General features: G+C 60.8%; 22 protein-coding genes. 12 read left to right on the top strand and 10 right to left on the bottom strand.

The genetic code is table 11. From position 1 onward, the window contains the following. Positions 1-59 precede the first annotated feature (59 nt). Positions 60-563 carry a MarR family winged helix-turn-helix transcriptional regulator gene (locus tag FJQ55_RS22180; protein ID WP_140832146.1) on the bottom strand — a complete coding sequence of 168 codons (504 nt, stop codon included), beginning with the start codon at positions 561-563 and terminating at the stop codon, positions 60-62. Between the two features lie 160 nt (positions 564-723). Between FJQ55_RS22180 and FJQ55_RS22175 the strand changes: the two genes are divergently transcribed. From FJQ55_RS22175 to FJQ55_RS22155, 5 genes are all read left to right on the top strand, one after another. Then, the gene (locus FJQ55_RS22175) at positions 724-2,280 is read left to right on the top strand and encodes an AMP-binding protein (RefSeq protein WP_140832144.1); all 1,557 of its coding nucleotides are present in this window, start codon (positions 724-726) and stop codon (positions 2,278-2,280) included. 58 nt (positions 2,281-2,338) lie between these two features. Further along, positions 2,339-3,169 carry a p-hydroxycinnamoyl CoA hydratase/lyase gene (locus FJQ55_RS22170; RefSeq protein ID WP_140832142.1) on the top strand — a complete coding sequence of 277 codons (831 nt, stop codon included), beginning with the start codon at positions 2,339-2,341 and terminating at the stop codon, positions 3,167-3,169. Positions 3,170-3,368: 199 nt separating this feature from the next. Next, entirely contained in the window at positions 3,369-3,560 is a 192-nt protein-coding gene (locus tag FJQ55_RS22165) for a CsbD family protein (RefSeq protein WP_140832140.1), read from the top strand. A 167-nt stretch (positions 3,561-3,727) separates the two neighbouring features. Beyond that, positions 3,728-3,994, top strand: coding sequence for a type II toxin-antitoxin system Phd/YefM family antitoxin (locus FJQ55_RS22160; RefSeq protein ID WP_140832138.1), 267 nt, complete (start codon positions 3,728-3,730; stop codon positions 3,992-3,994). Next, positions 3,991-4,419 carry a type II toxin-antitoxin system VapC family toxin gene (locus FJQ55_RS22155; protein ID WP_140832136.1) on the top strand — a complete coding sequence of 143 codons (429 nt, stop codon included), beginning with the start codon at positions 3,991-3,993 and terminating at the stop codon, positions 4,417-4,419. The genes FJQ55_RS22160 and FJQ55_RS22155 overlap by 4 nt, the downstream gene beginning before the upstream one ends. A gap of 72 nt (positions 4,420-4,491) precedes the next feature. Here FJQ55_RS22155 and FJQ55_RS22150 read toward each other — a convergent pair whose 3' ends face one another. The 6 genes from FJQ55_RS22150 to FJQ55_RS23385 form a co-directional block, all read right to left on the bottom strand. After that, the gene (locus FJQ55_RS22150) at positions 4,492-6,219 is read right to left on the bottom strand and encodes an acetyl/propionyl/methylcrotonyl-CoA carboxylase subunit alpha (protein ID WP_140832134.1); all 1,728 of its coding nucleotides are present in this window, start codon (positions 6,217-6,219) and stop codon (positions 4,492-4,494) included. Positions 6,220-6,269: 50 nt separating this feature from the next. After that, positions 6,270-7,868 (bottom strand): 5-oxoprolinase subunit B/C family protein, encoded by a 1,599-nt coding sequence (locus FJQ55_RS22145; RefSeq protein ID WP_140832132.1) that lies wholly within the window; start codon positions 7,866-7,868, stop codon positions 6,270-6,272. A 7-nt stretch (positions 7,869-7,875) separates the two neighbouring features. Then, on the bottom strand, positions 7,876-8,682 hold the full coding sequence (locus FJQ55_RS22140) for a putative hydro-lyase (RefSeq protein ID WP_140832130.1): 807 nt from the start codon (positions 8,680-8,682) through the stop codon (positions 7,876-7,878). Between the two features lie 33 nt (positions 8,683-8,715). Next, a complete protein-coding gene (locus tag FJQ55_RS22135; RefSeq protein ID WP_140832128.1) occupies positions 8,716-9,480 on the bottom strand; it encodes a LamB/YcsF family protein in 765 nt (254 codons plus the stop codon). Positions 9,481-9,513: 33 nt separating this feature from the next. Beyond that, positions 9,514-10,725 carry an NRAMP family divalent metal transporter gene (locus tag FJQ55_RS22130; RefSeq protein WP_425467583.1) on the bottom strand — a complete coding sequence of 404 codons (1,212 nt, stop codon included), beginning with the start codon at positions 10,723-10,725 and terminating at the stop codon, positions 9,514-9,516. 233 nt (positions 10,726-10,958) lie between these two features. Next, positions 10,959-11,129, bottom strand: a complete 171-nt coding sequence (locus FJQ55_RS23385; RefSeq protein ID WP_161597024.1) for a hypothetical protein — start codon at positions 11,127-11,129, stop codon at positions 10,959-10,961. Between FJQ55_RS23385 and FJQ55_RS22125 the strand changes: the two genes are divergently transcribed. Next, the gene (locus FJQ55_RS22125; protein ID WP_140832124.1) at positions 11,128-11,784 is read left to right on the top strand and encodes a GntR family transcriptional regulator; all 657 of its coding nucleotides are present in this window, start codon (positions 11,128-11,130) and stop codon (positions 11,782-11,784) included. The two genes, FJQ55_RS23385 and FJQ55_RS22125, sit on opposite strands and share 2 nt — an antisense overlap. 6 nt (positions 11,785-11,790) lie before the next feature. On the opposite strand, the gene FJQ55_RS22120 is transcribed toward FJQ55_RS22125, so the two are convergent. Then, positions 11,791-12,399 (bottom strand): TetR/AcrR family transcriptional regulator, encoded by a 609-nt coding sequence (locus FJQ55_RS22120; RefSeq protein ID WP_140832122.1) that lies wholly within the window; start codon positions 12,397-12,399, stop codon positions 11,791-11,793. A gap of 244 nt (positions 12,400-12,643) precedes the next feature. Here FJQ55_RS22120 and FJQ55_RS22115 point away from each other — a divergent pair, with 244 nt between their 5' ends. From FJQ55_RS22115 to FJQ55_RS22095, 5 genes are read left to right on the top strand one after another with little or no spacing between them, the layout of a single operon-like run. Next, on the top strand, positions 12,644-13,729 hold the full coding sequence (locus tag FJQ55_RS22115; RefSeq protein WP_140832120.1) for a putative urea ABC transporter substrate-binding protein: 1,086 nt from the start codon (positions 12,644-12,646) through the stop codon (positions 13,727-13,729). Positions 13,730-13,759: 30 nt separating this feature from the next. Beyond that, a complete protein-coding gene (locus FJQ55_RS22110) occupies positions 13,760-14,578 on the top strand; it encodes an ABC transporter permease (RefSeq protein ID WP_140832118.1) in 819 nt (272 codons plus the stop codon). Between the two features lies 1 nt (position 14,579). Further along, positions 14,580-15,368: an ABC transporter ATP-binding protein gene (locus FJQ55_RS22105; RefSeq protein ID WP_140832116.1), complete on the top strand. Its 789-nt coding sequence runs from the start codon at positions 14,580-14,582 to the stop codon at positions 15,366-15,368. Between the two features lie 14 nt (positions 15,369-15,382). Then, complete coding sequence (locus tag FJQ55_RS22100; RefSeq protein WP_140832114.1) at positions 15,383-16,693, top strand: NtaA/DmoA family FMN-dependent monooxygenase; 1,311 nt, start codon at positions 15,383-15,385, stop codon at positions 16,691-16,693. A 48-nt stretch (positions 16,694-16,741) separates the two neighbouring features. Continuing rightward, on the top strand, positions 16,742-17,269 hold the full coding sequence (locus FJQ55_RS22095) for a flavin reductase (protein ID WP_140832112.1): 528 nt from the start codon (positions 16,742-16,744) through the stop codon (positions 17,267-17,269). A 43-nt stretch (positions 17,270-17,312) separates the two neighbouring features. Here the strand turns inward: FJQ55_RS22095 and FJQ55_RS22090 are convergent, their stop codons facing one another. Together FJQ55_RS22090 and FJQ55_RS22085 are read right to left on the bottom strand one after the other, a co-directional pair. After that, complete coding sequence (locus FJQ55_RS22090) at positions 17,313-17,810, bottom strand: acyl-CoA thioesterase (RefSeq protein WP_140832110.1); 498 nt, start codon at positions 17,808-17,810, stop codon at positions 17,313-17,315. A gap of 96 nt (positions 17,811-17,906) precedes the next feature. Next, positions 17,907-18,752, bottom strand: coding sequence for a hypothetical protein (locus FJQ55_RS22085; RefSeq protein WP_140832108.1), 846 nt, complete (start codon positions 18,750-18,752; stop codon positions 17,907-17,909). 259 nt (positions 18,753-19,011) lie between these two features. On the opposite strand from FJQ55_RS22085, the gene FJQ55_RS22080 reads away from it, so the two are divergent. After that, positions 19,012-20,130, top strand: a complete 1,119-nt coding sequence (locus FJQ55_RS22080) for a GNAT family N-acetyltransferase (RefSeq protein ID WP_140832106.1) — start codon at positions 19,012-19,014, stop codon at positions 20,128-20,130. The last annotated feature ends 56 nt before the right edge of the window (positions 20,131-20,186 follow it).

Genomic DNA, 20,186 nt, shown 5'->3' with positions numbered 1-20,186 from the left:
CCGGGAAAGCCTGGGGATGCCTGTCGGCGGCGTCAGAAAGACGGGTATTCAGGCTGCTCTCAGTCTGTCTCCGGCATGATGTCACGATAGATGCGTTTGAGGGCTGCGATGAAGTCCTGCAATTCTTGCGGCGAGAAACGGGCCGTGAAGCGGGCCTCGTGCTCGGTCTGGATCTGGCGTGCTTTGGTCAGCATATTGGCGCCGTCGCCCGTGAGGATCAATTCCTGCCGTCGCCTGTCCACGGAAGACGGTTGTCTTGCGATCAGATTGCGGCCTTCCAGACGATTGACCAGCGCCATCATGGTTGCACGGTCCATGCTGAGTTGATTGGCGATGTCGATCTGCCCGACCTTGGGGTTTGCTGCGACCAACTCAAGAACCGCAAACTGTTTCTGCGTCAGGCCAAGATCGCCCATGGCGGCTGTATAGTCCTGGTAGATGGCGACATTGGCCATGCGCAAATGAAAGCCGAGAATGTCGTCGAGCCGGCCGGTTCTTAAAGGGGCGCCCAGCTCGAAACCTTCGTCATCATTCGCGGGCTTCAGGTCCTTGGGTGTCGTCATCGCTGTCATTCCGCTGTTCTGTCCGTCACGCGAACGACCATTCATGACCACTTTCGGATGCAACAGTCAATTTGCTCTTGCCAGACAAACGCGATAATAGTAAGTATAACATACAATATGCCGGGAGGCCTCATTTGAGGTGGCATGGAGGAGGAAGAGCATGCAGCAAGACTTGGCCTCGCCCCTTAAGGGGAGGCGATCGGTGGGGTTGGAAACTGACGATCCGTTGATCTATCGGGCGAAGACCGGTCCTGACCGCCCAGCCGTATTCGAGGTGGCATCCGGTGAAACTTGCAGCTACGGCGAACTCAACTTGTTGGTTGGCCGGATTGCAGCCTTTTTGATCTCAAAGTTCGGCGCAGCGGAGTCCGCTCCCCGCATCGCGTTCTTAGGCCGAAACTCCATAGCGCAGATCAGCGTCTGTCTTGCCTGTCAACGGGCGGGCCAGGTGTTCGTGCCGCTCAACTGGCGGCTGGGGCCAGCCGAACTGGGGCGCATCATCGATGACTGCCGGCCTTCTGTCATTGTCTATGACGCAGAATTTGCCGCGACGCTTTCCGCCATAAACGACCTTCATGTGCCGGGTCTGCCGGTCGCGGGGGCGGAGGGCTTGCTTTCATACGCAGCCCGGCTTGACCCTGCTGCCGCTCTTGCCATCGATGCCGATCAAGCCTGCATCATGCTCTACACGTCCGGCACCACGGGAATGCCGAAAGGCGTCATCATCACGCGCCGCAACGCTTTTGCTTCGGCCATCAATTTTGCAGTGGTAGGAGAGGTGACGGCCAATAGCGTCACTCTGTGCGACCTGCCGTTCTTCCACACGATCGGACTGATTGCGATCGGACGCACCACCCTGATGATGGGGGGCAGGCTGGTGATCTCCGACCGGTTCATGCCCGACCGCACGCTCGCCACGCTTGCCGATCCGGCGCTCGGGGTCACCCATTACTTTGCCGTACCACAGATGGCGGCAGCATTGCGCGCAGCTCCCGGCTGGGACCCTTCGGCTCTCAAGGCTCTGCAAGCGATCTTTGTCGGCGGCGCGCCGCTCTCGCCGAGCCTGATCGAGACCTTCCTCGAAGACGGTATACCTCTTGTCAATGGCTACGGCATGAGTGAAGCGGGAACGGCGGTCCATATGCCGCTCGACCGAGCCGTTGTTGCCCGCCACCCTGGTAGCGTCGGATTTGCCGCTCCCCTGCTGGAGGTTCGGCTGGTGGACGCAAAGGGTGAGGACGTGGCCGACGGCGAGGTTGGCGAAATCTGGCTGCGAGGCCCCTCGGTGACGCCCGGATACTGGAACAAGCCGGAAGAGACGGCGGCAGCCTTCGTCGGCGACTGGTATCGGTCCGGTGATCTTGGATGCCGGGGCGACGGCGGTGTCATCCACGTGCCGGATCGTTTGAAGGACATGTATATCTCAGGCGGCGAAAACGTCTTTCCGGCCGAGGTCGAGGCGGTGATTGGCGCGCACCATAAGGTGCGAGACGTCGCTGTGATCGGTATCGCCGATCCGAAATGGGGCGAATGCGGCATCGCGTTCATCGTGCCGCATGACGAGCACCCGACCGTGGACGAGCTTCTTTCCCACTGCGCTGAGCGCCTCGCCTCCTACAAACGTCCCGCCCGCATCGTCTTTCTTGATGCCATTCCTCGCACAGCTTCTGGCAAGGCGCAGAAACACATCCTGCGCCAGAGCCACCTGCCATCCTGATCTTACACGGGCGACAGTGGCAAAGATTGCCGCAGCCAGCCATTCCAAGGAGCATGACATGACCGAGACCGACCAGAAACCGCAGAGCCCCGTGCTCGTCGAATTCGACAACGGCATTGCCTTTGTAACGCTGAACCGCCCGGAAAAGCGCAATGCGATGAACCCGGCCCTCAACATCCGCATGATGGAGGTTCTCGACGAGTTGGAGGCCGACGATCGCTGCGGCGTGCTCGTCTTGCGTGGCGCCGGCCAGTCCTGGTCGGCGGGCATGGATTTGAAGGAGTATTTCCGCGAAAATGACGGAAAGGGGCGCGGTGCCGTCCTGAAGAGCCGGCGCCAGTCCGGCGGTTGGTGGAACCGCCTGATGTATTTCGAAAAGCCGACAATCGCGATGGTCAACGGCTGGTGCTTCGGTGGAGCGTTTACGCCGCTCGTTGCCTGCGATCTGGCGGTTGCGGCCGACGAGGCAACCTTTGGCCTTTCCGAAATCAACTGGGGTATTCTGCCCGGCGGCAATGTCACCCGTGCCGTCGCTGAGGTGATGAACCACCGCGACTCGCTTTACTACATCATGACGGGTGAGAATTTCGGCGGTCAGAAGGCCCGCGAAATGGGCCTCGTCAACGAATCCGTGCCGCTGGCCGATCTCGAGACCCGCGTGCGGTCTATCTGCGCAAGCCTCCTGGAAAAGAACCCGGTGGTCTTGAAAGCCGCCAAGGACACGTTCAAGCGCGTACGCAATATGCCCTTCGAACAGGCGGACGACTACATCTATGCCAAGCTCGAACAGATGCTCTTTCTCGACAAGAGCAATGGCCGTGCCGAGGGTCTGAAGCAGTTCCTCGACGACAAGAGCTTCCGCCCCGGCCTTGGTGCCTACAAGCGCTGAAGGACGGCCGTAACCGTGTTCGTTCTCTTAAATGCCTTGGAGGACGCGTTGGATTGCCCGCAAAAGCTGCGGAACGTTTCGCCCCGGCAAGCATTGTAAAGACAAGCGGATCGTCAAGCCGCCCAAGACGGACTTCCCCGGCGTTTGACCGGATAGCGACTTGAGGGCAGCGCGTTACCGTCGATAAAGGAGAACGATTATGGGTTCTACAGCTGACAAGATTTCCGGCAAGGCAAACGAGCTGACGGGCAAGGCCAAGCAGGCCATCGGTGACGCCACCGACAACCACAGCATGGAAGCCAAGGGCGCCGTCCAGGAAGCCAAGGGCCATGGCCAGCAGGCTAAAGGCGAGGCCAAAGACGCCGTGAAGAACGTCGTCGACAAGGTCTGACGGCTTTTTGCATAGACTGAACAACGGGCCCGCCATCGTGCGGGCCTTTTGCTGTCGCGATTAGCGAAAACCGAAGCTCCGCTTGTGCCTCGCCATGAACCGAGCCCTTGCCCTCCGCATATTCTTTCGGTATGGTCAATATAGTCATTATGGTCAAGGAGAGGGTCATGGCAGCCTCACGAAAAGAAGACGCGAACTGGACTGTCGCCAATGCCAAGGCACGATTGTCAGAAGTGATGGAAAAAGCACAGTTGGCACCCCAGACCATAACCAAGAACGGAAAACCAAGCGTGGTTATCGTCTCGGCAGAAGAGTGGCAGCAGAAGATCGCACGAAAGGGGTCGCTGGCCGATTTCCTGCTACAATCTCCCCTTCGTAGCGCTGATATCGAAATCGAGCGACCGAGAGATGAGCCGCGCGACTTGTCGCTGTGATGCTGCTCCTCGATACGAACGTCTTATCGGAAGTCACGAAGCCGCGTCCCGACATGGGCGTCTTGAATTGGCTTCATGCACTCGATGAAGACCGGACATTCATCAGCATTATGTCGATAGCGGAGATCCACCGTGGCGTGGCCTTGATGGACAGCGGGAAGAAGCGGGACGCCCTCATGGATTGGCTGAACCATGACCTGCAGCAACGTTTCCATGGCCGGGTCCTCACCGTGGATGGCCCAGTCGCTGCCGCCTGGGGTGGTTTGATGGCACTGGCCAAGCGACAAGGTGGCGGACTGGCTTCCATGGATGGTTTCATTGCCGCGACGGCCCTTGCTCACGATCTCGCTCTGGCAACGCGCAATACCAAGGATTTTGCAGATATCGGGTTGAAGATCGTCAATCCTTGGAACGTCAGGGAATAGCTGAGGTGAAAGTACCATCCCGCTTCTTGAGCTTCGATGGCGGCACCATCGCGGTAGATCGACGAAGCAGAGTTATTCCTCGTAACGCGCGATTTCCTCTCCAGCCTGAACATAGTCACCTGCGGCAGCCTTGAGGGTGATGCGTCCAGCCTTTAACGCCGTAACCTGGGTTTCCATCTTCATCGCTTCCATGACGGCAACAAGCTCTCCCGCCTCAACCATCGCTCCGTCTTCGACTTTAAAGGCCTGCAAAGTGCCGGCGATCGGAGCTGTGATGTTGTTTTCATCCTCAGCTTTCATTGGAGGCGTTCCGGTGTTGGCACCGGACACCCCGCCAAGTCCTGCAAGCAAGGTCGCCGGAATGCCAACTTCGTGGCGCTTGCCGTCGATCTCGATATGGGTACGGATCAGCTGGCTGCCAGTCACAGGTTCCGGCCGTGCCATCGCCTCCAGCGCGCCGGCGAAATCCGTCTCGATCCAGCGGGTGTGTACCTTGAACCCATCGGTGCCGGTAAAGTCGGGATGCTCGATCACGGCGCGGTCGAAGGGGAGCACCGTGGCCACACCTTCGATCTGGAACTCATGCAAGGCGCGGCGTGCGCGCGCGATTGCCTGTTCTCGCGTTGCACCCGTCACGATCAGCTTGGCCATCAGGGAATCGAAGGTGCCGGGCACTGTCGAGCCCGAGACGACGCCGGTGTCGAGCCGGATACCGGGCCCGGAAGGGGCTTCAAACAGGGTGATCTGACCCGGCGTCGGCAGGAAGCCACGGCCCGGATCCTCTGCATTGATGCGGAATTCGATCGAATGACCCCGCGGTAGAGGGGTCTCGGTCACTTCCAGTGCTCTACCCTCGGCGATCCGGAACTGTTCGACGACGAGGTCTATGCCGGTGGTTTCTTCGGTGACAGGATGCTCGACCTGGAGGCGGGTGTTGACTTCCAGGAATGAGATCGTGCCGTCGATGCCGAGCAGGAATTCGACCGTGCCGGCGCCTGAATAGCCAGCCGCCGCACAAATGCGCTTGGCGGCATCATGAATTGACTTGCGCTGGCTGTCGGTGAGGAAAGGGGCGGGCGCCTCTTCAACGAGCTTCTGGTTACGCCGCTGCAGCGAGCAATCGCGGGTGCCGATGACCAGCACATTGCCATGTCTGTCGGCCAGCACCTGTGCCTCGATATGACGCGGGCGATCGAGGAAACGTTCGAGGAAACATTCGCCACGGCCGAAAGCGGCTTTTGCCTCGCGGACGGCGGATTCGTAGAGTTCGGCCACCTCTTCGATCTTCCAGGCGACCTTAAGCCCGCGCCCGCCGCCACCATGGGCCGCCTTGATCGCAACCGGGAGACCGTGCTGCTCGGCAAAAGCAATGACTTCGGCCGCCGTCTCGACGGGGCCGTCGCTGCCAGCCACAAGCGGCGCGCCGACGCTGGTCGCGATCCGTCGCGCCTCGACCTTGTCGCCAAGCGCTTCGATCACATGCGGATCCGGACCAATCCAGGTGAGGCCAGCATCCTGCACGGCGCGGGCGAATTCGGCGCGCTCGGAGAGGAAACCGTAACCCGGATGGACGGCGTCAGCACCCGAGCTTCTAGCAACCGCAATCAGCTTCTCCATATCGAGGTAGGTCTCGGCCGGGCGGCTGCCCCCCAGCCCATAGGCTTCGTCTGCGAGTTGCACGAAGAGCGCGTCCATATCCGGATCGGCATAGACGGCGACCGATTTCAGGCCGTAGTCGCGGCACGCGCGAATGATGCGCACGGCGATTTCGCCGCGGTTGGCGATCAGCACTTTCTTCATCGGGGTCTCCTCACTGTTATTTGACGGTTCTTCGTGCGCGCCGTCGCGGATCATCCCTTGGCGGGCGTGATCTCGGCAAAAGCCGTCACGGGCCGGAACTGGATTTTGGCATTGACCGGGATCTGCCCGGCAAGATCGAGATGGTATTCAGCAACCGTGCCGATGACCGGGTAACCGCCGGTCAAGGGATGATCGGCGAGGAAAAGCACGGGCTGGCCGCTATGCGGCACCTGGATTGCGCCGGTCGCCGTGCCTTCGCTTGGCAGCTCCGCTTTGTCCTTGCGCTCCAGCGGCTTGGGTCCTTGGATCCGAATACCGACGCGGTTCGACTGCGGTGTCACGGTGTAGAGCTGCGCACTGAGCGTCGCAAGACCAAGGTCCGTGAACCAGTCGCTGCGCGGTCCCATGATGACGTCGAGCGAAACGACTTCGTTAGGCTTCGGACAATCAAAGGCAGGTCTCTCGTCGAGCGAGACCGGGGAGAGACCCTGGCCCCCGGCAATGCGCAGCTTTGCGCCGATCGCGACCGGCTCAGGTCCAACAACCGCCAGCGTATCGGTGGAGGCGCTGCCTAGTACCGGTTTGACCTCAAGCCCGCCCCGGAAGGCGAGATAGCTGCGGGCACCCTTCGGCGCAAACCCGAGGGTCACCACGTCGCCGGCTTCGAGCGAGATCGGACGATAGGTTTCGGCTTTGATCTCGCGACCCCTGGCGTCGCGGATAGTGATCGGGCAGGGAGCGCCGGTCAGGGCCATGACGGCTCGGCCGGACACCTCAAAGGAGAAGCCACCAAGCGCGATTTCGAGAGCCGGCGTCGAGACGGGATTGCCGACGGCCCGGTTCGCCGCCTTGAAGGCGCCCTGGTCCAGCGCGCCGGATGCCGACACGCCCTGGCCGGTCTGGCCGAAGCGACCGAGATCCTGGAAGAGGGCGGGCATCGGGGCAGCCAGCACGGTGATCGAGACGGCGTCGTCCATCTCTTTCGCTGCGTGTTGCGTGTTGGCCGCCGAGGGGGTCACGGTCGCTGCGGTGGTCCGGTGGGCGAGATCAACGAAGCGAACGCGGTAGCCGGGCTGGAACAAGGCCGGCGGATCGCGGCTCAGATCCCACATCTTCACAGGTGTCGTGCCGATGATCTGCCAACCGCCGGGGCTGTTTTGCGGATAGACGCCCGAAAAAGCGCCTGCAAGCGCCACTGAGCCTGCCGGGATTTTCGTGCGCGGGCTTTGTCGCCGGGGCACCTGGAGGGCCGGATCACCGCCAACCAGATAACCGAAGCCAGGAGCAAAACCACAAAATGCGACGGTGAAGGTACTTTCCGTGTGGCGGCGGATAACCTCCTCGACCGAAAGGCCCGTCAGGCTCGCGACGTCGTCCAAGTCTTCGCCGTCATACTGCACCGGGATTTCGACCAGCACGTCCGAGGGTGCAATGCGGGCTGACAGGTCGCGCTCGGCGATCGTTGCGGCGAGACCTTCGGCCGACAGCCGATCCGGGCGAAAGCGGATCATCAGCGTGCGCGCCGCCGGCACCATGTCCTCAATGCCCTCGACCGGATCGGCTTCGAGAGAGGCAAACAGCGCCAACGTCTCGTCGAGATCTGTGAGTTCGACAAGCAGGACGGTCAGGCTGACGGGCAAGAAACGCATGGGCACCTCAGGCGTGATAGGCAGTGTCGGGAATGTCCGTGATGAACATATGACCCGGCGCATGGGTGATGGCAAAGGGGACGCCAGACGCCATGACGGCCGCCTGGGGTGTGACGCCGCAGGCCCAGAAGACCGGTATCTCGCCCGGCTCAATACGAACGGGATCGCCGAATTCCGGTTTTCCCAGATCGTGGATGCCGATCTCTTCAGGTGCGCCGACATGAACGGGTGCGCCATGGACCGCCGGGAAGCGGCCGGAAATGGTCGCGGCATCCGCCACGCGCGAGGCCGGGATCGGCCGCATCGACACGACCATATTGCCATGCAGGCGGCCGGCGGGACGGCAAGGCCGGTTGGTCAGATACATTGGCACATTGGACTTGTCGGTGATGTGACGGATCTCGATGCCGGCGTCCAGCATAGGGGTTTCGAAGGTGAAGCTGCAGCCGATCAGGAAGCTGACCAGATCCGGATGCTCGGCCCAGGCTTTTGTCGCATCCGGTGTTTCCTCGGCAAGCTTGCCGTCGCGCCAGATCCGGTAGAGCGGCAGGTCTCTTCGAAGATCGGCACCTGGCGCCAGATGTGTGGCATGCGAGCCGGGATCCGACACATCGAGCACCGGGCAGGCCTTCGGGTTGCGCTGGGCATAAAGCAAAAAGTCGAAGGCCCAGTCGCGCGGCAGAACGATCATGTTGGCCTGGGTGAAACCGGGCGCAACACCAGAGGTTGGGGCAATCTCTCCGGCCCGGTAGCTTTCGCGGGCAAGCCGAGCGGGTGTTGCATCCACATGACGGAGGTGGTCGAGTGCGATCATGACAGTGCTCCAGACGGTGTTCGGGCGATCTTGTCAGGCTTTGAGGAAGGAGCGGACGGTGATGCCATCTGCCTCAAAGGCGCGGCGGATTTCTTGGGCAATGGCAACAGCGCCTGGGCTATCGCCATGCACGCAGATCGATTGCGCATCGACCTTGATGGTCGAGCCGTCGATGGCCTCGAGCGTACCTTCCTGGGCGAGCTGAAGCATGCGGCGGGCAATGAGGTCGGTATCATGCAGCACGGATCCGGTTTCGCGGCGAGAGACCAGCTCGCCGCCGGGTGTATAGGCCCGATCGGCAAAGGCTTCCGCAACGGTCTTGAGGCCGGACTTCTGCGCGAGTTCAAGGATCGGCGCGCCGGCAAGCCCCATCAAGACCAGGCTTCGGTCAATCGCCTTGATGCCGTCGATCACCGCCTGGCCCTGCTTTGGATCATGGGCGATGCGATTGTAGAGCGCGCCATGCGGCTTGACGTAGCCGACGGTGACGCCGGCTGCCGCCGCCACGCCCTTGATCGCGCCGATCTGGTAGATGACGTCGGCGGTCAGTTCCGCCGAGGTCACATCCATGTCGCGCCGGCCGAAGCCGACGCGATCGGGATAGGAGACATGCGCACCGATCGATACACCCTTTTCAGCCGCCGCCTTGACGGTCTTCCAGATGCCGAGCGGGTCGCCTGCATGAAAACCGCAGGCGACATTGGCGCTGGAGACGATCGAGAGCATGGCCTCGTCGTCGCCCATGGCCCAGGCGCCATAGCTTTCGCCGAGGTCGCTGTTGAGATCGATGGCAGTCATGTCTTCCTCCCGTGTCGGTTAGGCGTTTTGTGATCAGGCGCCTGTCAGCAGCGCGAAGATCGGGCCGATCGACTTGTAGCCCATGTACCAGGTGAGGGCGCAAGTGAGCGCGCCAAGCACCAGCAGCCAGCGCGGATAACGGTAGCCCGCCATCAGGTCGGAGCGTGCCCAGGCAGCATAGACGAAGATCGAAAGCCCGATTGGCAGGATGAGGCCGTTCAGACCGCCGACGAAGACCAGCATCTGTGCAGGCGGCGTTGTGATAATGACGTAGAAGAACAGGGAGACAGCGATGAAGATCACGGTCGCGATGTTGCGGGCGCGCTCGCTGATGTCGGCCTTGAACACCGTGATGAAGGACACCGAGGTATAGGCAGCCCCGATGACCGAAGTGATGGCGGCAAACCAGAGAACGGCGCCAAAGATCCGGTAGCCGACGTCGCCGGCGGCTGCCTGGAAGGCCTGGGCAGCGGGGTTCGCGCCCTTGCCCGATATATCGATTACCACGCCGGAAGCGACCACGCCGAGGATGGCGAGGAAGAGCACGTAGCGCATCAGTCCAGTGACTGCGATGCCGGTCAAGGCGGCACGGTTGACGGCGCCGAGGTTCTCGATGCCGACGGTGCCCTTGTCGAGCAGACGATGGGCGCCGGAATAGGTGATGTAGCCACCGACCGTACCACCGACGATCGTCGTGATCGTCGCGAAATCGATTGTGGACGGCAGGAAGGTCTGGAAGAGCGCGTCACCGACCGGCGGCTGCGAGACGATCGCCACGTAAAGCGTCAGTACGATCATGGCGATACCAGCGACAATGATCAGGCGGTCGATCGCTACACCGGCCCGCTTGGAGCTGAAAATGCCGATCGCGATTAAGGCGCTGATCGCGCCGCCCCATTTGGGATCTATTCCCATCATCGCGTTGAGGCCGAGCCCCGACCCACCAATATTGCCGATGTTGAAGAACAATCCCCCGATGATGACAAGCACGGCCAGCACATAGCCGGTTCCGGGGATTGCAGCATTGGCGATGTCGGAGGCGCGCATTTTCGTCAGCGTCACGATCCGCCAGATGTTCAGCTGGACGACGAAGTCGATCAGGATCGAAGCAAGGATCGCAAAGGCGAATGCCGAGCCGAGTTTAGTGGTAAAGGTCGCGGTCTGCGTGATGAAGCCTGGGCCGATGGCGGAGGTCGCCATCAGAAATATCGCCGCGACGAAGGCGCCGCGTTTCGCTTTTGACATGCCGTCCGGCCCGGCTTTCGCCGGAACTGTCGTATTCTGTTCCATGTTACCCTCTCCGTGATCCTGCGCCAGTTGTTCCGGCAGACTTGATGATCGACAGGTCTCAGCCTCGCCGCGTTTCACAATTCTGTCAAGATTGTTCAACGATATTATTTGATCGTTCTACTATTGTGCCGAAATGTTGAGCAAAAATCCAGAATTTGGTCGATGTTTGACCTGCTTTCGGACAATTTCTAATCGACGTCCCGGTCGTAGTTGCCGTTTTCGGGGGTTTGGACAATAAGGCTGACGCAGGTGAACAGACGGCGGTTACGGTCGCGAGTGGCGAGAAGAAAGCGTGTCGACGCCGTAAGGGCCGAGGTCGGCAAGGGGCGACCGATCGTCGGGGTAGGGGAGACAAGCATGGCAGAAACGGATCCGGCGGCAGCCTTGGCGCCACGACTGGCGGAGGATATCCGCAACAAGCTGATTAGCGGGGAACTGAAGCCCGGTCAGCGCCTGTCGGAAGCTGCCCTCAGTGCTGATCTCGATGTCTCGCGCAATTCGCTCCGCGAAGCCTTCCGGCTACTGACCAAGGAAGGTCTCCTTCGTCATGAGCCCAATCGCGGGGTCTTCGTGGCTACGCCCAGCATGGCCTCGATCATCGACATCTACCGCGTCCGCCGCATTGTCGAATGTCGCGCGCTTGCCGATGCTTATCCGAACCACCCAGCTGTTATCCGCATGCGGGCCGCTGTTGACGAGGCCCGGCTCGCGCGACAGGCTGGCGACTGGGGCAGGGTTGGCAGCGAAAACATGAAATTCCATTCGGCGATCGTCGAGCTTGCCGACAGCGTCAGGCTGAGTGCCTTCTACGCCCAGATCGCCGCCGAACTGCGCCTGAGCTTTGGCCTGCTGGACGATCCCGAATTGCTGCACGCACCCTATGTCGAGCTCAATGCCGCGATCCTTGAGAAACTGGAAACGGGCCATCCGAAGGAGGCGGCGACAGCGCTCGAAGCCTATCTTGCCCAGTCCGAGCGCACCGTGCTCGCCGCCTTTTCCCGCATCACCACCTGAGGTTCCTCACGGACGCAACTGCGCCTCCAGCATCTCGCGCAGATCGGCAATATCATCTGCGATGCGGATCTGGCCGCGACTTTCCGCGCCATGGAAAATGCCGTCCAGATGCAGGCCGACGAAACGCGCAAGCTTTTCGCTTTCCACTCTCTTGTAGCGGCCGATGGCCATTCCTTGCTCCAGGGTGTGGACGATCAGATCCCTTTCGAACTGGTAGAAGCCCATGACGAGAGCATCAAGCTCCGGGTCGCGCACCGGAAGTGCCGCCTGATCAGACATGAGTTTCACCATGCGCGACATCATGCTCGGCGCCATCGCCGCATGGGTGGAGAACCACGCACTGATATCGCCGAGGAAATCTTGGCCGTGGGCGCCACGCCGGGCCTCATAGTCATCTGTCACCTGACCCAGCGCCCGTGCGAGCACGAGCCTGACCAGGTGATCCTTGCTGCTGAAGTAGTGGTAGAGCAGCGCGACATTGACGTCGCAGGCAAGCGCTATGTCGCGCATGGTGACAACAGAGAAGTGCGAGGTGCCGACAAGTCCGAGCGTCGCGTCGAGGATGAGTTCGATCCGCTGGTTCGGATCCAGTCTCTGTCGTGCAGCCTTGGCCAAATATCTCGTCCTTCCCTGACAGACCTGTTCGATTATAGCGCTTTCGAGAGCTTCACCAGCGTGAATTTGTGGCGCGTGAATGTGCAGTGCAGCATCTATCCCAGCTTAAAAAAACGCCTTCTACGCAAAGGCTCTCGCAAGCTTGCCCATAATTTGATCTTTGTCATTTTTGCACTTGCGAAGCTATTAAACGCTTGCTTAGTTAGGTGCAATATCAAGCATGACAAGGTCGGGAGCCCAGCCCATGAAAACCTCTTTGCGTGCCTTAACTCAGTTCCTCATCATTGCAATTGGCGCCGCTCTGGCCTTGGCCGGAAGCGCTTCTGCTGCGCAGAAGACTGCCTTCAAGGTTGGCTACTCCATCTATGTCGGCTTCATGCCCATGGGTTACATGAAGGAAAGCGGCATCTTGAAGAAATGGGCCGACAAATACGGCATCGAGATCGAGATGATGCCGATCAACGACTATGTCGGCTCGATCAACCAGTTCATTTCCGGCGATCTCGATGCCGTCGGCGTCGCCGGCATGGATGCACTCACCATGCCAGCTGCCGGCGGGGTCGATACTTCGATCTTCCTGATCACCGACTATTCCAACGGCAATGATGTGCTGATGTCTAAGTCGGCCACGTCTGTTGCCGACCTCAAGGGCAAGGACGTCTATCTCGTCGAATACAGCGTCTCGCACTACCTCCTCAATCGCGCGCTTGTCATGAATGGCCTGAGCGGTGTCGGTGAGGTGAAAACCGTCAACATTTCTGATGCCGATATCGCCGCCGCCTATCTCTCCAACGCCGACATTCAGAATGCCGCCGCATGGAAGCCGATGACGGCCGACATGATTGCGGGCTCGCCGGAGACCAAGGTGCTGTTTGACAGCTCTGAAATCCCTGGCGAAATCATGGATGTCTTCATCGGCAATACACAAGTGCTGAAAGACAATCCGGCCTTCGGCAAGGCGCTGACCGGCGCCTGGTATGAGGCGCTTGCCGCGATCAAGGCCGGAGGCGATACAGCCAAGCCCGTCAACGACTACATGGCAAGTGCGCTGGGCACCGACCAGGCGGGCCTGAAGACCCAGATCGATACGACCTTCTTCTTCTACACCCCGGCAGAAGCCGCGACCTTCCTCAGCGATGCCAAGACCGGCACGATAATGGACGACATCCGTAAGTTCTCCTTCGATCGTGGCCTGTTCGGCCAGGGGGCGACCTCGGTGGATGCCATCGGCATCGAGCTTGCCGATGGCACTGTGCTCGGTGATCCCGCCAATGTGAAACTGCGCATCGACGCCTCCTACGCCAAGCTCGGCGCGGACGGCGGGCTCTGATCGGGACGGCGAGGGAAGGGACACGGTTTCATGAAACGTATCATCAACTACCCTCCCTCCCGCGGCCAACGCCTCTTTCTCGGCGTCCTGCCCTTCATTCTCATCCTGCTCGCCTATGTGCTGGCGTCGGAAGCGCGGCTCTCCGTCAATCCGACCGACAAGCTGATGCCGGCACTGTCCTCCTTCCTTTCGGCCATGAACCGGATGATGTTCGAGCAGGACCGGGCAAGCGGCGCGCTGCTCTTCTGGTTTGACACCTATCTGAGCCTCTGGCGGCTTTTTGTCGGCCTCGGTCTATCGGCCCTGCTCGGTCTCGTGCTCGGCGCGCCAATCGGCTTCATCCCGCAGTTGCGAGCCGCCTTCGATCCGGTGCTCGCCGCCATCTCGCTCGTGCCGCCGCTTGCCATGCTGCCGATCCTCTTCATCCTCTTCGGTCTCGGCGAAGTTTCCAAGATCGTCCTGATCGTCTTTGGGGTGGCGCCCTTCCTCATGCGCGATGTGGTGCTGCGGGTTGAGGCGCTGCCGCGCGAGCAGATCATCAAGGCCCAGACGCTCGGCGGTTCATCCTGGCACATGCTGATCCATGTCGTGTTGCCGCAGATCCTGCCGGGCCTGATCAACGCCGTGCGCCTGTCGCTCGGCGCCACCTGGCTCTTCGTCATCGCGGCGGAAGCGATCACGGCGGAAGGCGGCCTCGGTTACCGGATTTTCCTCGTCCGCCGCTATCTCGCGATGGATATCATCCTGCCTTACGTCGTCTGGATCACGCTGCTCGCCTTCCTCGTCGACCTCGCACTGCGCAAGCTGTCGGCCTTTCTCTTCCCCTGGTCCGTGTTGAAGGAGGGCTGACATGGTCGAGATCGTATTCGACAAGGTCTGGAAGGAATATGGCGACGCCATCATACTCGAAAATGTAAGCCTCACGCTAAAGGACCACGAGTTCCTGTCGATCGTTGGCCCGAGCGGCGTCGGCAAGACAACGCTTTTGCGCCTGCTGCTGAGCCAGGAGGTGCCGACACGCGGTCGGATCCTGCTCGACGGCCAACCGATTGCCGGTGAACCGACCGATGACCGCGGCGTCGTCTTTCAGCGCTATTCGGTATTCCCACACAAGACAGTCCTCGGCAATGTCATGCTGGGGCCGCAATGGCGCGGCTCCGCTTTTCTCGGCACGTTGTTTGGCGCAAGGCGCAAAGCCCTGCGCGACCGCGCCATGGCGCTTCTGGAGCGCGTCGGCCTCAAAGAGGCAGCCTCCAAATATCCGCAGCAATTGTCGGGCGGCATGCAGCAGCGATTGGCAATTGCCCAGGCGCTGATCATGCAGCCGAAAGTGCTTCTGCTCGATGAGCCCTTCGGTGCGCTTGATCCGGTCACCCGCAAAAGCATGCACGTGCTGATCCGCGAATTGTGGACCGAGCGGCAGATGACCATCGTCATGGTCACCCACGACATGGGCGAGGCTTTCGAACTTGGCACCCGCGTGATTGCCATCGACAAGCTGCGCCGCGACCCGCAGGCGCCCGAGCGCTACGGCGCCGGTATTACGTCAGACTTCGAAGCCAAGCCGCGCATCGTGCGCGAGAGCGCGCGCTTCGAGCTTTCCCGGTCCAAGATCATTCCACTCCAAACTGCCCGTTGAAAGAGGAAAACCCCATGCCCAAGAAGATGCACCTCGCCTGGTTCATGAATTTTACGCCCGACGAATGGCGCGAACCCTTCGGCCAGGGCGGGTATCCCTGGGATGGTCGCTTCTACATGGAAATGGCGCAGACGCTGGAGCGCGCCTGTTTCGACTACATCATGATCGAAGACAAGCTGATGGTGCCACAAACCTATGGCGGTTCGCGCGACTTTGCGCTGAAGAACGCCATGATGGTGCCGAAACATGACCCGGCACCGCTCGCCACCGCGATGGGCATGGTGACCTCGAAGCTCGGGGTCGTCGCGACCATGTCGACCATGGCCTATCCGCCCTTCCTGCTTGCCCGCCTTTGCTCGACCATCGACAGCCTGACGCGCGGCCGCTTCGGCTGGAACATCGTCACCAGCGCCGAGGATCTCGCGGCCAAGAACTTCAACATGGACAAGCTGCCGCTGCGCGAGACGCGCTATGAGATGGCGGAAGAATACATGGAAGTCGTCAACAAGCTCTTCGACAGCTGGGACAAGGACGCCGTCGTGCTCGACCGCGAAAACGGCGTCTATGTCGACCCGAGCAAGGTCCGGACTATCGATCACGTCGGCAAGCATTACCAGGTCCGCGGTCCCCTCAACACAGTGCCGTCGCCGCAACACCGTCCGATCTATGTCCAGGCGGGCGCCTCGCCGCGCGGCCGCGACTTTGCCGCTCGTTTTGCCGATTCCATCATCTCGGTCGCTTCCGGCCCCGCTGAAATGAAAGCCTTCCGCGACGATATCCGGGAAAGGGCTGCCAAGATCGGCCGTGACCCGGACGAGATCAAGGTGCTCTTCTGCATCACGCCGACATTGGGAGAAACCGAGTTCGAGGCACAGGAAAAATACAAGCGTCAGATGTCGTCGGAGTATTTCATCACCGACACACTTGCCTCGATCTCGGCTATTACAGAAATCGACTTCTCGAAATTCGACCTCGACAAACCCCTTCCGGAAAAGCTCGTGACCAACGGCGAATCCGGCTCGCTCGACAAGTTCCAGCAATGGGGAAGCGGCAAGACGTTGCGGGAATTGGTCGTGTCCGGCGGCGGCGGTCTCGTCTCCTCCGTCGAATTGATCGGCACGCCGGATCAGGTGGCAGAGCGCATGGGCGAGGTGATGGACGAAGTCGGCGGCGACGGCTTCCTCGTGACGACGCCGGTGCTGCGCGTCTCGCGCCGTTATCTGATGGAGGTGGCCGACGGACTGGTCCCGGCGCTGCAGAAACGGGGCCTTGCCCGCACGCGCTATACGCACGACCTGCTGCGCGACAACCTTCGGGAATTCTAAAGGACACCAGATCTCGAACCGATCCGGCGAAACGACGAGGAGAGAGCCATGATAGCGACAGAAGCAAAACCCATTGAACCGTCCGTGGCTCTTCCTCCCGTCACGCGGGAGATCTACCGCGAAGGCATGGCGTCACTTGCCGCCGCCGTGAACGTGATTGCATCGGATGGCGCTGCAGGTCCGGCTGGCTTCACGGCGACCGCCGTTACCAGCGTGACGGACGATCCGCCGACACTGCTCGTCTGCCTCAACCGCCAGAGTTCGGCAGCGCCGGCCGTGCTCACCAACAAGGTGGTATCGGTCAACGCGCTGGCGCCGGGGCATGAGACGGTGTCCTCGCTTTTCGGCGGCAAGACGCCCATGGCCGAACGCTTCGCAGCTGCCAGCTGGACGCGCGGAATGACCGGTGCGCCCCTCTTGCAGGACGCGCTCGTCTCCTTCGATTGCCGGGTCACCGAGACCGTTGAAGTTGGCACGCATGTCATCCTGATGTGCGAAGTGGTGGACGTGCGCGCCAATCAGCGCGACGCCGCCCTCGTCTATTTCCGCCGGGGTTATCAGGCGGTGAGGGGCTGACAGCGTCGCAACAAATCAAGCTACTGGCGAAAGTTGGAGATCCTCAGCCTTCTTGCGCCAAGCTTGCCGCCTCCCTGAAGCGCTCCTCGAATTCGAGCCTCAGCGCCCTGCGGATCTCGGCGGCGCGCTGGCGGCGTTTGCGAACTTCGGTCTTCGCCTCATAAGCTGGAACGGCGGTGGGCCTCCCTTCTGCATCCACTGCGACCATGGTGAAATAGCAGGAATTCGTGTGGCGTCGCTCGCCGGTTCGGATGTTTTCCGCCTCCACCCGGATGCCGATCTCCATGGACGTTCGACCGGCATGGTTGATCGAGGCGCGGAAAGTGACGAGCTCGCCGACATGGATCGGCTGGCGGAACACCACCTGATCCACCGAGAGCGTGACGGCATATTGCTGTGAGTAGCGGGAGGCGCAGGAATAGGCGACGCGGTCGAGAAGATTGAGCAGGGCACCCCCATGCACCTTGCCGGAAAAATTTGCCATGTCTGGTGTCATAAGCACCACCATTTCCAGCTGGCTCGTGTCATGTGTCTCGTCCATCGGCGGCCTTTCCTGCCCTGTCACGTGTTCTGCGACAGGCTAGGCGAGCGCGTTGCCGCTGCCTAGTCCCGCTCTCAGTGAAAGTTTGCTTCAAGTTCAGGCACTGTGCCTTGTCCGTGCCGCGACCTGATCGACGGCTTCAGCGATCCAGCCCCAGAAGGCGAGGTGGAAGCTGCGGACATCCGCAAGCATTCGTGGCGTGAGTGACACACGGTGCGACTGGCGATCCTGGAGCAGGTAGCCCTCCACTTCTGCGGCATTTACGACATTGCGCAGATGCGAGTGCGAGATACCAAGTTGCCCGGACAGTTCGCGGGATTCCAGGGTAAACCAGCGGTCACCATCGAGGTCGGCACCGGCATAGTGGCTGCGCAGCAGCGCAAGCGCGATCCTGTCGCCGCAGTCGAAATCGTCGAACCAGGGCCAGGCTCCGGGCCGGGTGAGCGCTTCCCGCGTTCGCTCAAGGACGGGTTTCGACGAGGCGATAAAGCCAATGGCAAAGTCCTTGTCATTGCGCAGGCGTTCGGCGTAACCGTCCGACAGGAGACCTGCAACCTCAGCGCAGCTCATGTGGTGCGACAGCCAGGTCTTCAGACCATCGAGAAGTGGCTCGCCAGCGGTCAACACCTTCTTGCGCCGATCGTCATCTCCCGGCGTCGCTTCGATATACCCGGCAAATTTAAGCAGAGCGAAAAATGCAGAAAGCGTGCGTGACGACCCCATTTCCTCCTGGATTCGCGTCAGCGTCGGCCTTTGACCCAGACCCAGCTCTGCCTTGCAATGCAGCACAGCGAGGAGACCGGCGGCATGGGATTGCAGATTGCGGCCGAAGATCTTGTTGATCAGCCGCTCGCCGATATGCATGGGAAGAATGCTCGTGGTGCAATGGCGGATGGCCTCCTCATAGGCCTGGTCCGTCAGTCGCGCGCGCAATGCATCCATGATCGCCCCTCATGCTGCTGGTTCCCGTGTCACTTGTAGCATGCTGAAACAGTTTTCGCTGTGACGGTCGACGAAGTACGGTTCCGTTTGCACTTCGCCTGCTCCTATACCGAACATTAAGGGAGCGCCTGAGATATTAGCGATATCCGCGAAATGGCACATCGGAGTGGACAGGCCCCTGACAACCTCCCCTTCAGCAACAGTATCCAGCCAACCCAGCTTCGGCCTTGCCGCACGGCGACATGACAACCTCACAGAAGTGGAGCCGATCTGGCGCGGGCTGGAAGGCGAGGGCACGCTGTCTGCCTTCCAGCGCTACGACTGGCTGCAGGCGATCGACACGCATATTCTTCGCCCGCGCGGGGATCGCGCTTTCGTCGTCGAGGTCACGGAGACGGTAACGGGTGGATGCGTGATGCTGCTGCCGCTGGTGCTGCAGAGGCGACGTACCCATCGTCGTATCGTTTTTCTCGGCTCTGAGGTCAGCGATATCAGTGCACCGGTGCTGGCAAAGGATTTTACACTGCCTGATGATGCCGGTCCGACGCTCTGGCACGCGATCGCCTCGGCGCTCCCGCCTGCCGATCTGGTTCACATCGATCAGATCACAGAAACGATCCAGGGGCGGCCCAACCCTCTGGCCCGCCTGCCGGGACTGACCCTCTCGCCGAAGAAGAGTTTCGACGTGATGATTGAGGGCGATCCCGAGTCACTTGTCGATCGTCTGGTAAACAATCAGACACGACGGATCTTGAAGACCTCGGCCCGCAGAATGGCGGAGCGGGGCACAGTACGTTTCGTCGCAGCGCAGACGCGCGAGGAGGTAGAGACCCTGCTGCCGGTCATGGTGGCGCAGCGCCGTCAGCGCTTTCGCGACTTGGGCCGTTTCGATCACCTGACTGGCCCCGGCATCGAAGATTGCTATCGCGCGGCAGCACTTGCTGGCATTGGCGGGCGTGGGCCGGCGCAGATCTTTGGCCTTGCCGTTGATGACCAATGGATCGCAACCACCTATACGCTGATCCATGACAAAACGATTCACCTGACGATCGTCACGATGGCCGGGGGTGACTGGCAAGCCTGTTCCCCCGGCATGGCGATCCTTGCTCGTTATATGCGCTGGGCCCGCGAGCAGGGCCTGACTGTCATGGATTTCTCTGTTGGAGATATGGCCTATAAGAGTGGGTTTGGTGGCGAGGCCCGCGATCTTTACACCCTGGCCAAGCCCGTGACGCGGAAGGGCAAGGCGATCGCTGCAGGGGCGGGAGCGTTCGTCCGACTGAAGCAGACGATTAAAAGCCAGCGTGCCCTTGCTAAGATTGCCTTCTCAATACTGCGTCGTGTCCGAAATTTCAGTGCTCGAAACAGGATCTCATAGGGTTGTCTGATATAAATCCTGCGTCTATTTTTACCCAACGAGAAGCTGCTGTCCGA

Origin of the sequence: Rhizobium glycinendophyticum, from assembly GCF_006443685.1 — a bacterium.
Lineage (GTDB): Bacteria > Pseudomonadota > Alphaproteobacteria > Rhizobiales > Rhizobiaceae > Allorhizobium > Allorhizobium glycinendophyticum.
The sequence above is the reverse complement of the archived record's forward strand: the minus strand, read 5'-3'. Positions and strand labels throughout refer to the sequence as shown.